We start from the raw sequence: 11,441 nt of genomic DNA on the forward strand, positions 1-11,441 counted from the left end.
CCTCACTCTCGCGCCCAACCCACCGCAGCCACCCCCCGTACTCCCGACATCCCCCGACGCATCTCCCCGACCACACTCCCGACCTTCCCGGGCACATCCACATCCACGTTTCCGACCTCCCTGGCGGATCCCGAACCGCCGCCTTCCTGGTGTGGGGTCTGTTGTCGTGCCCCTGACGTGTCCGGGAGGCCCCGTCTCACGGCCCACGCCCCGGCCACAGCCGGGAAGCCCTCTCGGTCACGCTCGCGGACGCCCGGGTGCCCGTCCCACGTCCATGAGCCAGGGCCTGGAGGCCCTGTTTCCCTTACCCCGGCGGTCCTGGCGGGCGGTTCTGTCGGTGGCCGCCGCTAGATTGCTCGCATGCACCGCCGTACGGAAATGCAGACATGACCCCCCTACCGGATTTGACCGCCGACGAAGCGCGCCGGATCATCCTGCGTGCCCAGGGCCTCATCGGCGCCGACGCACGCAAGGGTGGGGTGCACACCATGCTGCGCAGGCTCGGCGCCGTGCAGCTCGACACGATCTCGGTCCTCGCCCGCTCCCACGAGTTGGTCGCCTACGCCCGCCTGGGCGCGGTCGGCAGGCCCAAGATCGAGCGCGCCTACTGGCACAACCCCGCTCAGAGCTTCGAATACTGGTGCCACGCGGCCTGCATCCTGCCCATCGAGCACTGGCCGCTCTATTCGTTCCGCCGCCGCGCCTACCGCGAGCGGCGCTTCCGCTGGCACGAGGTCCCCGACGACGTCGACAAGCTCCTGGAGAAGGTTCGGGCGTCGGGGCCGCTGACGACGTCCGACGTGGGCGGCGCCAAGAACGGCGGCCCGTGGTGGGACTGGTCCGACTCCAAGATCGGCCTGGAGTGGCTGGTCGACATCGGCGAGCTGGTCTGCACCCGCCGCGTCGGCTGGCGGCGCGTCTATGACCTGGCCGAGCGCGCCGTCCCCGCCGGCCTGCTGGGCGACGACCTGTCCGACGAGGAGTGCATCACGCGCCTGGCCGCCGTCGCGGGCCGTTCGCTGGGCGTGGCCAACCGCACCGACCTGATCGACTTCCTCCGGCTCAAGGGGCGTCACGCGACGATACTCGACGAGGTGCTGCTCAGCGGGGCCGCGGGGCTGGCGCCCGTGACCGTCACGGGCTGGCCGGGCAAGAAGGGTCTCGCCAACGCCTGGGCCGATCCGGCCGCCCTGGCGTCCGATCCGCGCGGCCGCCACCGCACGACGCTGCTGTCGCCGTTCGACTCGCTCATCTGGCACCGCGGCCGCACCGAGCGCGTCTTCGGGTTCCGCTACACGCTGGAGCTCTACGTGCCCAAGCACAAGCGTGTCCACGGCTATTTCACGATGCCGGTGCTGGCCGGCGGCCGGCTGATCGGCCGCGTCGACCCGGCGCGCGAGGGCACCACGCTGGTGGCCAGGCAGCTCAGCCTGGAGCCCGGTCTCTCCTCCGCCCGGTGGGCCGACGCCATGCGCGAGGCTCTCTGGTCGGCGGCCGACTGGGTCGGCTGCGACTCCGTCCGCGTCGACCGCGCCGACCCCCCTGAACTCGCACCGATCCTGACCACGACCTGAATCGAGCAGGGTCCCCCGGATCGGAAGGGCGCCATGTCAGAGATCTTCGACTGGGTGCAGGAGGCGGGAGTCCCAGCCGGAGCCCATCACGGTTGATATCTGGAAGCGGCTCCCCGAGGAGTTCGGCCGCCAGGTCGAAGTCATTGACGGTCAGGCGATTCGGTGCGAATCACCTTCGAGGTTGCACCAGACGGTGACGCGGCGACTGACCAACACGCTGGAGCGGCCAGATGCCGCCCTCTTCCGGTGTGCGCCGGAAGAGCAGAAGCCACGTCCGGCACGGGCAGCGTTGAGACAGTGGAGACAGCGGGCCGAATATGCCGCCGCAGGCATCCCGTGCTGTTGGATCGTCGAGCTGGACGACCGGGGCGTTTCCAGCATCGAGGTTCTCGCACTGGACCACGGGGTCGGCGGCTACCGCCGTCTCTCCGTGCTCGAACCGGGCTCGAAGTCACTGGCCGACGGGCCGATCCGGATCCGTCTCGACTGGATCGGCTGCGCTCGAAAACCTCCTAGGTGATTTCCAGCATGCGTTCGCGCACCGCGTAGACCACGGCCTCCATCCGCGAGTGCAGTTGCAGCTTGTCGAGGATGTTGCGCACGTGGTTCTTCACGGTGTTCTCGGAGATGAACAGCTGCTTGGCGATCTCGCGGTTGTTCATGCCCTTGGCCACCAGCCGCAGCACCTCCATCTCCCGGTCGGTCAGCCGGGGCACGGGGAGCTGGGGCGGGCGCTCGGCCTCCTTGCGGCTCATGTTGGCGAACTCGCTGATAAGCTTGGCCGCCATCGCCGGGTTGATTAACGACTGGCCCTCGTGCACGCCGCGCACCGCGGCGGGGACGTCGTTGATCTGGACGTCCTTCAGCAGATAGCCGGTGGCTCCCGCCTTGATCGCCTCGAAGAGGTCTTCTTCCTCGTCGCTCACCGTCAGCATGATGATGCGGGTGCTCGGGACGGAGGCCTTGATGCCCTTCGCCGCCTCGATGCCGTCCTGCCGCGGCATGCGCACGTCCATGAGGGCGACGTCGGGCATGAGACGATCGGCCAGTTCCACCGCCTCCTGCCCGTCACTCGCCTCACCGACCACCTCGATGTCGGGCTCAGCGGCCAGCGCCAGCGCCAGGCTGCGCCTGATCAACTCGTGATCGTCCACGATCAGCACACGGATCGGCTCGCTCTCGGACGCGCGGACCTCGCCGGACTCGGTCACGAGGCCTCCTTGCGCAGCCTCGCGACTGTGTGTTCGTCGCTTCGCTCGCTCATCTGAACCTGACTGAGCTCGCTCACGTCTCCTCCTCGTCGGGGGGCCAGAGCCGTTGAACCGCCATGATGGCACGGGTGCCGCGGTTCTCGGGTGGTCGAGAAGATCTTCCAGCGCGCTGTCAGGGCTCTATGAGCCGCAGCACACCATAGTTGTAGCCGCGTCTGTTGTAGACGACACACGGCTGGCCGCTCTCCTTGTCACGGAACAGGTAGAAGTCGTGTCCGACCAGCTCCATCTCGAGGAGGGCCTGGTCGATGGTCATGGGCTCCGCCTTGTGGAACTTCTCCCGGACGATGAGCGGACCGTCGCCGTCCATCTCGATCGGGACGATGTCGTCGTAGAGCTGGTTGCTCTTCTCCTGCTCGTCCTCGTCCGGCTCCTGGTCCTGCTTGGGGACGGAGGGCCTGGTGACCGGGGGGAGCCCGGTGGCGTCAGGGAGCGTCGCGGTGATCTCCGCGACCGAAGGCGGGCAGTGGTTGCCGTGATGGACTTTGCGCCGGTCGGCCAGGCGCCTGAGGCGGCCTTCCAGCTTGTCGAGGGCCAGGTCGAGGGCTGCGAACCGGTCGTCGGCCGACGCCTCGGCGCGGATGGCCGGTCCTTTCGAGTGAATGGTGAGCTCGACGCGCTCCCGCCGGTCGGCGAGGCGCGGGTTGCGTTCCTTCGACACCTCCACGTCGACTCGGATGATGTTGTTGTCCAGACGTTCGATCCTGGCCAGCTTGGTCGTCACGTGGTCTCGGAACCGATCACTCACTCCTGTGTGCCGGCCCTTGACGATGATGTCCATGCAACAGCCCCCCTTCGTCTAACGACTGAGCAAGAGCGCCCGACGATGTGCGTGCCGAGCGGGGTCTTCTGTCTGCCTTTCTGCCACCGTTACCCTCTTCCGACTCGGCGTCACCGGGAACTCGGAGGGCACCCGCCCGGCCGACCTGGTCTTCGACCCCACATCCGCCTGCTGAGGGTCTCGCAGCTCAGTCGCCACTACTGCCCTTCTCTTCTGGCGAGGGACATCTGGCCCCTCGGGAAGGCAGGACTTACCCCTAAGCCGCACCGTGATCGGTCGACAAAGAGTCGCCTTACGTGGACCGTTTTGCCTGCGGCTGGCATCGGCTAGCAGAGCCGGGAACACCGGCCCTGCGCAACCACGGACCCGAACGGGTGCCATGTCAGAACGCTATCCGCATCCAGGGAGAATGTCAGCCGGAGGGTCGGCCAAAGGATCACTTTCCGTGATTTTCCACGGGATGGAAAGCGCATTCCGAGATTCGGTCCAACCGGTCGGCGCCCCTTACGGGCACGAACGTCCTGACCGCTGAGCTGCCCCGGCACGTCGCTCGGGCAAGGCACATGTCACCTTCAGGTTAGAGCAGCGAATTGGATCTTTCTTTACTCACTGTCACCGTAACGACTTCCAAGATCTTCGGCGTGTCGCGGCGACGGTGACCGCCAGCGGCGTCCGCACGCCGGCCGACCGCAGCGCCCGCGCGGCCTCGGCGAGGGTGGCGCCGGTCGTCACGATGTCGTCCAGGAGCAGCGCAACGGGCGCTGGAGCGCCGCCGGCGGGCAAGGCGACCTGGAGTGACCCCATGAGGTTGGCGGCCCTCTCGGCGGAGCTCAGGCCCGCCTGGTCGGCCACGCTCCGCGCCTGGACCAGCCCTGCCCAGGCCCGCGCCGGCATCCCCAACGCCCGCAGGTCGCGCGCGACCAGCACGGCCAGCCGCCCCACCGGATCATGCCCCCTGCCGCGCAGGTTCCGGCGCGCGCTCGGCACAGGGACCACCGCGAACCGGCCGCGCGCCCACGACGCCTCCATCCGCCCGATCGCCGTCACGGCGGTGAACGTCGCCGCCTGCGCCAGCACCCCTGCCAACGCCACCGCGCCGCGCTCCTTGTAGGCCACCACCGCCTTCCTGACCACTCCGGTGTAGGGCGCCGCCGACCAGCAGTCGGGCAGGCCAGGCGGGGACGGGGCGGGCCTGCGCCGGGCGGGTGAGCCGGTCAGCTCGGCGACGCAGCCATCGCAGAAGCGCGCCCCCTTGGCACCGCAGCCCGCGCACGTGCCGGGGAGGACCAGATCGAGCACGGGAGTCAACACAGCGGTCAGCACGGCGGTCAGCATGCCGCCCGGCACCGACAGTTCCCGGGCGATCGCGCAGCGGCGGGCCTCGGCGGACCGGCGGCGGTCAGCCCAGCGGGAAGAGAGGGCTGCCGGCGTTGGACTCGACCTTCGGGACCCAGGTCTGGCGGTCTGGGTTCAGCTCGACGATCTTCGTCTCCTTGTCGGTCTTCACTTCCCCCAGCACCCGGTCGTCCAGCGCCGCGAGCGAGACGAGCCGGTCCTTCAACGGCACCCCCACGGTCTCCCCGTCGCCCACGTTGATCTCGTTCAGGATCTGCCCGGCCTTGCTCTCCACCAGGACCAGCAGGTGCTCGTCATCGCTCCAGGTCACGTCGACGATCTCGTCCCCCACCTCGGTCGTGGTCAGGCTGCGGAAGTTCCCGAGCACGAGCCCCTCAGGGGTCGAGGTGAGCGCGCCGATCTGCACGGTGTTCTCGCCCGTGGTGACGGACACCCGCACGCCGTCCCTGGCGATCCTCAGGCGGGCGACGTCGAGGCCGGCCAGCTTGGGCGCCGAGACCCGCTCGGGCCCCCGCCCGCTCGCCGGGTCGTACCGGAGCAGGACGCCGTTCTTGTTGTCGTACGTCCACAGGGACCCGTCGCGGTGGAACGTCGGCGGTGTGAGCTCCGTGCCCTGGATGACCTCCTGCCAGCGCCCGTCCTGCGCGAGCTTGGTCAAGGAGATGCCGGTGGAGGTCTTGGCGGCGATGAGGGCGGTCTCCTCCTTCGACAGGGCGAAGTCGGTGTATCCCGCGCGCTGCTCGCCCGCGGCGCCCGGTACGGCGCCGGCGGGGCCTTCCTTGCCCATGAAGTGCACGGCGCCGTTGTCGACGAAGTAGGCGGTGTCGCCCCCGTCGTCCAGCCAGGGGTCGGCGGGATCGGGCCGGTCGACGGCGTACGTCTCGCCGTCGACCTGGATCTCGATGATGCGCCCCTTGGCGACGTCGTTGTCGGCGAAGCTGTGCCTGATCTGCGCCCTGAGTGCGGCCTCCGCGCTCAGGTCGAGCGGGTCCAGCGGGCCGGAGAGGTTGACCAGCACGCGCTCCTCGTTCCACCTGATGGACTCGATCGTCGTGCCCTCGGGGAAGCTCGTGGTCACCGCGTCGCGAAGGGCCGCCGTGGGCTCTTTGAGCAGGCGTTCGAGAATGGTCCGCGCGAAGCTCTCCGTCGGCTTCATCCGCAGGCGCACGCGGTCGACGACGAGCCGCTCCGGCATGTCGGCGTTCATGTAGTAGAGGTTCGCGGGGCGGTACGCGCGCACCACGTCGGAGTTGGTGAGCAGGAGCCCGGCGGGCAGCTTGTTGACGAGGTAGCCGCCCTGCTGGGTCTTGACGAGCTCGAACGTCCCGCCGTCCCAGGCGCCGGCCGTGGGGGCATAGGCGTCGTCGGTCCCGATGCTGGCCACCCACTGGGCCTTGAGCGTGACCTGCAGCACGGTCTCCGTGCCGTCGCGCGGCGTGGGATAGGTGATCTCGAACGCGTCCTCGATCACCTTCACCGGGCCGGTGGCGCTCCACTTGGCCCGTGCCTCGGGAGTCAGGTATTGAGGCAGGATCGACGGGTCGTCGGCGTAGGCGGCCATGGCGGCCTGCAGGCCCTTGATGGTGTCCTCGGGCCCCCAGTTCGGCTGGGGCGGCATGGCGATCATACGCTGGAACGGCTTGTTCAGCGGGTCGCCGCCGGTGCCGTCATCGCCCACCGTGTACGGGCCGGTCACGGGGATCACGGTGCACCCGGTGCCCGCGGCGACCATGGCGAGAACGATCGCGACCGCGGCCCCGAGCCGCCTAATCGTCGTCATGACCGGTCCCGTCCACCGCCGAGGCGGGCAGCAGTACGGGCGTCATGGCGCCGCGCCATGTACGCCGCATCTCGATCTCCGGCGGCACCAGCGACAGCGGCGAGCCCTTCAGGTCGGCCCCCGCAGTCCTGGGCAGCGTCAGCCTGAACTGCGAACCCTCGCCCGGCTGCCCCCACGCCTGGAGCCAGCCGCCGTGCAGCGAGGCGTCCTCGCGGGAGATCGCCAGCCCGAGCCCCGTGCCGCCGATGGTGCGCGCACGCGAGGGGTCGGCCCGCCAGAACCGGTCGAACACCAGCGTGTCCTCACCGTTCTTCAGGCCGATCCCGTGGTCGCGCACGGCGATGGCGACGGCGTCCCTGTCGGCGCCCACGGTGACCACGACGTCCCTGCCCTCGCCGTGCTCGATGGCGTTGAACAGCAGGTTGCGCAGGATGCGCTCGACCCTGCGGTTGTCGATCTCGGCCATGCACGGCTCGTTGGGCAGCCGCAGCTCGAAGCGGGTCGAGTGGCGCTCGGCCAGCGCCTCGGAGTCGCCGATGGCCCGCAGCACGACGTCGCGCACGTCCACCGGGTCGAGGTCGAGCGTGGCGGCGCCGGCGTCGTAGCGGCTGATCTCCAGCAGGTCGGCCAGCATCGCCTCGAACCGCTCCAGTTGGGCCTGCATGAGCTCGGCGGAGCGGGAGGCCATCGGGTCGAAGTCCTCGCGGGCGTCGTAGAGCAGGTCGGCGGCCATGCGCACGGTGGTCAGCGGGGTGCGCAGCTCGTGGGAGACGTCGGAGACGAACTGCCGCTGGACCTGCGAGAGCTCTTCCAGCTGGTGGATCTTCAGCGCCAGGTTGGCGGCCATCTCGTTGAACGAGTTCGCCAGCCGGGCCAGGTCGTCCTCGCCGCGCACTTTGAGGCGTTCGTCCAGCTTGCCGGCGGCCAGGCGTTCTGCAGCCTGGCGCGCGAGGCGTACGGGAGAGACGACCTGGCGGGCGACCAGGTACGCGATCGCGGCGAGCAGCAGCACGAGGCCGAGGCCCACCACGACGATGGCGAGCCTGACGTTGGTGAGCAGCTCCTCTTCCTCGGTGAACGGGAAGAAGTGGTAGACCTCGTAGTTCTGGCCGCTGGTGGGCACGTGCACCACGCCGCCGACCACGAAGGTGAGTCGGGGCTGGCTCTCGCCGGGAAACTTGATCTGCTGATGAATCCCGACGGGTTTGCCGTATTCGTGGTTGCGCATGTAGCGCTGCAGGTTCGCCCGGAGGTTCGGGGGCACGCTGGAGCGCACGACGCTGCCGGACGCCCGCGACTGGCCCGGGGTGGCCGGGTTGAGGATCAGCACGTCGTAGCGCTTCTTGGAGCCGTCCTCGCCCGATCCCGTGACGATGTCCATGACCTCGTCCAGCGGGTTGGCCGAACCGCTCTTGGCGGTGTCGGCGGTCTTGGTCTGCTCGTCCGTGTCGGGGGCGAGGGCGTCGGCGATCTGCAGGCGGTCGGCGAACGCGTCGCTGACGGAGGACTGCTGGCTGCTGTCGACCACCGACTTGTTGATCTGGCCGAACAGGAACGTGCCGAGCACCACCACCACGATCACGGAGATCACCAGCGTGCTGGTGACGACCTGGAGCTGCAGCGAACGCCGCCACATGCTGCGGGTCCTGCCCGCCGCACGACGAACCCGCCGGCGCGCTCCGCCGAGAATCTGGCGGAGCGTACGCCTGCGTGTTCTCGTCTTCTCGGCCGGGGGCATGGCAGGGCTGGGCGGAGGTCAGGCGGGTCCGGCTTTGTAACCCACACCGCGGACGGTCACCACGATCTCGGGGTGCTCGGGGTCCTTCTCGATCTTGGCCCTGAGCCGCTGGACGTGCACGTTGACCAGGCGCGTGTCGGCCGCGTGCCGGTAACCCCACACCTGCTCAAGCAGGACCTCACGGGTGAACACCTGGCGCGGCTTGCGGGCCAGCGCGACGAGCAGGTCGAACTCGAGCGGCGTGAGGTTGATGGTCTCCTCGCCGCGCTTGACCGAGTGCCCGGCCACGTCGATGGTGATGTCGCCGATCTGCAGGATCTCGGGGGTCGGCTCGTCGGTGCGGCGCAAGCGCGCCCGCACCCTGGCGACCAGCTCCTTCGGCTTGAACGGCTTGACGATGTAGTCGTCAGCGCCGGACTCCAGCCCGAGGACGACGTCGATCGTGTCGCTCTTGGCCGTGAGCATGACGATCGGAACGCCCGACTCCGCCCTGATCCTGCGCGCGACGTCGATGCCGTCGGCCCCCGGCAGCATCAGGTCGAGCAGCACCAGGTCGGGGCGTGTATCCCGGAAAGCGTCAAGGGCTTTGTCACCGTCGGAGACAAATGACGGCTCGAAACCCTCCCCCCGCAACACGATCCCCAGCATCTCGGCGAGAGCGGCGTCGTCATCGACGACCAGCACGCGACCTTTCATGGCCCCTCATTCGTTCTACGCATTGTGGGACATACCCGCACGATCGCTGAAGGTTACCCTTGGTGGGCTCATGAGTGTGACTCGGAGCCCCGCAAAAGGCGAATTTCCGGTCCGCCCGCGCGATCGCCATCTCAGTCTGCGGTAACAGAGCAACTTTCTGCCATCCCTGGACGCGAACACGGGCCGGATTCGCCGAAGAATGCGGCCAAGCCGGGGCGCCGGATCAGCCCGGCTCCACTCAGCGACACCAATGTCTCGCCCAGCATGCCAGGATTGGGGATATGTCAGACGGTCACGGTCCCACGCCCGAGACGCCATCAGGCTGGTCGGCCGAACAGCCCCCGCCCTACAGCGCCCCGCCGGCCTCCCCGTGGACCGCACCAGGTTCGCAACAACAATCCCCTTACGGGGCTCCCTACGGGCAACAACCACCACAACAGCCGCCCCACGGGCATGGGCCCCAGCCACCTTATCCGCAGCATCCACATCCTCAGCCCGGATACGGCGCCATGCCGCCGCCGCCCGCGCTCCGGCCGGGCATCATCCCGCTGCGCCCGCTGCAGCTCGGCGACCTGCTCGACGGCACGATCAAGCTCATCAGGTCCAACCCGAAAGCCGTGCTCGGCCTGTCGGCCATCGCCGCCCTGCTCGCGTCCGTGCCACTGGCGGTGGGGCAGGCGTTCCTGCTCAACTCCGTGGGCGGCGCGCTCGCCGACCCCGACAGCCTGGTCGCCACGCAGGGCGACCTCACCGGCCTGTACGGCTTCGCCTCCCAGTACGGCGGCACCCTGATCTCCTACGCCGTCCAGTTCGTCGCGGTCACCCTGCTGACCGGCGTGCTGACCCGCATCCTCGGCCGGGCCGTCTTCGGCGGCAAACTCACCGCCGGCGAGGCCTGGCAGCTGGTCAAGGGCCGGGTGCCGGCGTTGTTCGGCGTGGTGGGGCTGATGGCCGTGATCATGCTGGTGCCCGCCCTCGTCTTCGTGATGCTCATCGTGGTCTTCTCGCTCAACGCCGACGCCGGCGACCTCGGCTGGCTGGCCCTGCTGAGCATCCTGTTCATCCTCGTGTACATCGCCTACTACCTGTTCATCAGGACCCGCTTCGCGTTCGCCTCGCCCGCCGTGGTCCTCGAGGGCCGCGGCCCGCTCGACGCCATGCGCCGCTCATGGCACCTGGTGACCGGCGACTTCTGGCGGGTGTTCGGCATCCTGCTGCTCACCTCGCTGCTCGTCGGGCTCGTGGCGGGCATCCTGTCGGTGCCGTTCACGATCGCGGGCACGCTCTTCGGCATGCTCGGCGCGGGCTCGGTGGCCACGGCGGTCGTGTCGGCCGTGCTGATCGCCATCGGCGGCACGCTGAGCGCCATGTTCGTCTATCCGTTCGAAGCCGGGGTCTCCGGTCTGCTCTACGCCGACCGCCGCATGCGGAGCGAGGCGTTCGACCTCGTCCTGCAGACCGCGGCCATCGAGCAGCAGCGCCAGGGCTGGGTGCACGCCTCCGCCGACGAGCTCTGGCACCCGTCCAACTCCGCCAGGTCGTGAGGCCGATCGACAGGGAGGAGGCCGCGCGGCAGGCCACGCGCGAACTGCTCGATCCCGCCTACGAGACCGAATCGCTGCCCGACCGGATCTACCGATGGGTCATGCAGTTCCTGGGCGACCTGGTCGACGCGGCCACGGGCGGCGGCTCGGCCGGCGGGATCATCGCGTCTGTGGCGATCGTGCTGATCATCCTCGGGGTGATCTTGCTGATCTCGTGGCAGCTGCGCAGGTCCGCGCGTAAGAACGCGCCGGCGACGGGCGCGCTGTTCGGCGAGCGGGCGATGAGCGCGGCCGAGCACCGGCAGGCGGCGGAACGGCTGGCCGCCGAGGAGCGGTGGACCCCGGCCGTCCAGGAACGCCTCCGGGCCATCGCCCGCGACCTGGAGGAACGCGCGCTCGTCGACGGCATGCCCGGGCGCACTGCCGACGAGCTCGCCGCCGAGGCCGCCGTCTCCCTGCCGGGCCTCGCGGACGAGCTGGCCGCGGCGGCCCGCTCGTTCGACGACGTCACGTACGGCGGGGTGCCCGGCACCCGCGACGCCTACACGCAGCTGGCCGGCCTCGACGACCGCGTCAGCCAGGCCCGCCCGGTCCCCATCGCGTCCCCCGCGCCGGCCGGCGCCGCGCCTGGTACGAGCCCGTGGGCGGGGAGCGGAGGGGCCTCATGAGCGTGGACACGAGCCCTCCCGTCGCCGCCGGGT

Annotated in this window: 10 protein-coding genes; 4 read left to right on the top strand and 6 right to left on the bottom strand. The window is 69.5% G+C overall.

Annotated elements, in window-relative coordinates:
- Window positions 1–386 precede the first annotated feature (386 nt).
- Window positions 387–1,574, top strand: a complete 1,188-nt coding sequence (locus E1294_RS48130) for a winged helix-turn-helix domain-containing protein (protein ID WP_132518857.1) — start codon at window positions 387–389, stop codon at window positions 1,572–1,574.
- Between the two features lie 181 nt (window positions 1,575–1,755).
- Entirely contained in the window at window positions 1,756–2,094 is a 339-nt protein-coding gene (locus tag E1294_RS48135; protein WP_132518858.1) for a hypothetical protein, read from the top strand.
- Here E1294_RS48135 and E1294_RS48140 read toward each other — a convergent pair.
- The 6 genes from E1294_RS48140 to mtrA all read right to left on the bottom strand — a co-directional run bounded on the left by E1294_RS48140 (window position 2,087) and on the right by mtrA (window position 9,196).
- Window positions 2,087–2,785, bottom strand: coding sequence for a response regulator (locus E1294_RS48140; protein ID WP_132518859.1), 699 nt, complete (start codon window positions 2,783–2,785; stop codon window positions 2,087–2,089). The two genes, E1294_RS48135 and E1294_RS48140, sit on opposite strands and share 8 nt — an antisense overlap.
- A gap of 172 nt (window positions 2,786–2,957) precedes the next feature.
- Window positions 2,958–3,626, bottom strand: coding sequence for a ribosome hibernation-promoting factor, HPF/YfiA family (gene hpf, locus E1294_RS48145; protein ID WP_132518860.1), 669 nt, complete (start codon window positions 3,624–3,626; stop codon window positions 2,958–2,960).
- Between the two features lie 612 nt (window positions 3,627–4,238).
- Entirely contained in the window at window positions 4,239–4,949 is a 711-nt protein-coding gene (locus tag E1294_RS48150; protein WP_246083803.1) for a ComF family protein, read from the bottom strand.
- A 76-nt stretch (window positions 4,950–5,025) separates the two neighbouring features.
- Window positions 5,026–6,762, bottom strand: a complete 1,737-nt coding sequence (locus E1294_RS48155; protein ID WP_132518861.1) for an LpqB family beta-propeller domain-containing protein — start codon at window positions 6,760–6,762, stop codon at window positions 5,026–5,028.
- Window positions 6,749–8,398, bottom strand: a complete 1,650-nt coding sequence (mtrB, locus tag E1294_RS48160; protein WP_342775156.1) for an MtrAB system histidine kinase MtrB — start codon at window positions 8,396–8,398, stop codon at window positions 6,749–6,751. The genes E1294_RS48155 and mtrB overlap by 14 nt, the downstream gene beginning before the upstream one ends.
- Window positions 8,399–8,518: 120 nt before the next feature.
- On the bottom strand, window positions 8,519–9,196 hold the full coding sequence (gene mtrA, locus E1294_RS48165; protein ID WP_043620615.1) for an MtrAB system response regulator MtrA: 678 nt from the start codon (window positions 9,194–9,196) through the stop codon (window positions 8,519–8,521).
- A 509-nt stretch (window positions 9,197–9,705) separates the two neighbouring features.
- Between mtrA and E1294_RS48170 the strand changes: the two genes are divergently transcribed.
- Both E1294_RS48170 and E1294_RS48175 read left to right on the top strand, forming a co-directional pair.
- On the top strand, window positions 9,706–10,740 hold the full coding sequence (locus tag E1294_RS48170; protein WP_246083804.1) for a DUF7847 domain-containing protein: 1,035 nt from the start codon (window positions 9,706–9,708) through the stop codon (window positions 10,738–10,740).
- Entirely contained in the window at window positions 10,737–11,408 is a 672-nt protein-coding gene (locus tag E1294_RS48175; protein ID WP_132518864.1) for a DUF4129 domain-containing protein, read from the top strand. The genes E1294_RS48170 and E1294_RS48175 overlap by 4 nt, the downstream gene beginning before the upstream one ends.
- Window positions 11,409–11,441 lie beyond the last annotated feature (33 nt).

Source organism: Nonomuraea diastatica, assembly GCF_004349015.1.
Lineage (GTDB): Bacteria > Actinomycetota > Actinomycetes > Streptosporangiales > Streptosporangiaceae > Nonomuraea > Nonomuraea diastatica.

What these genes read in the sequence shown, in the direction of transcription:
- mtrB (WP_342775156.1), bottom strand. Translation starts at nt 8,398, where the DNA reads ATGTGGCGGCGTTCGCTGCAGCTCCAGGTCGTCACCAGCACGCTGGTG.
- hpf (WP_132518860.1), bottom strand. Translation starts at nt 3,626, where the DNA reads ATGGACATCATCGTCAAGGGCCGGCACACAGGAGTGAGTGATCGGTTC.
- mtrA (WP_043620615.1), bottom strand. Translation starts at nt 9,196, where the DNA reads ATGAAAGGTCGCGTGCTGGTCGTCGATGACGACGCCGCTCTCGCCGAG.
- E1294_RS48155 (WP_132518861.1), bottom strand. Translation starts at nt 6,762, where the DNA reads ATGACGACGATTAGGCGGCTCGGGGCCGCGGTCGCGATCGTTCTCGCC.
- E1294_RS48170 (WP_246083804.1), top strand. Translation starts at nt 9,706, where the DNA reads ATGCCGCCGCCGCCCGCGCTCCGGCCGGGCATCATCCCGCTGCGCCCG.
- E1294_RS48130 (WP_132518857.1), top strand. Translation starts at nt 387, where the DNA reads ATGACCCCCCTACCGGATTTGACCGCCGACGAAGCGCGCCGGATCATC.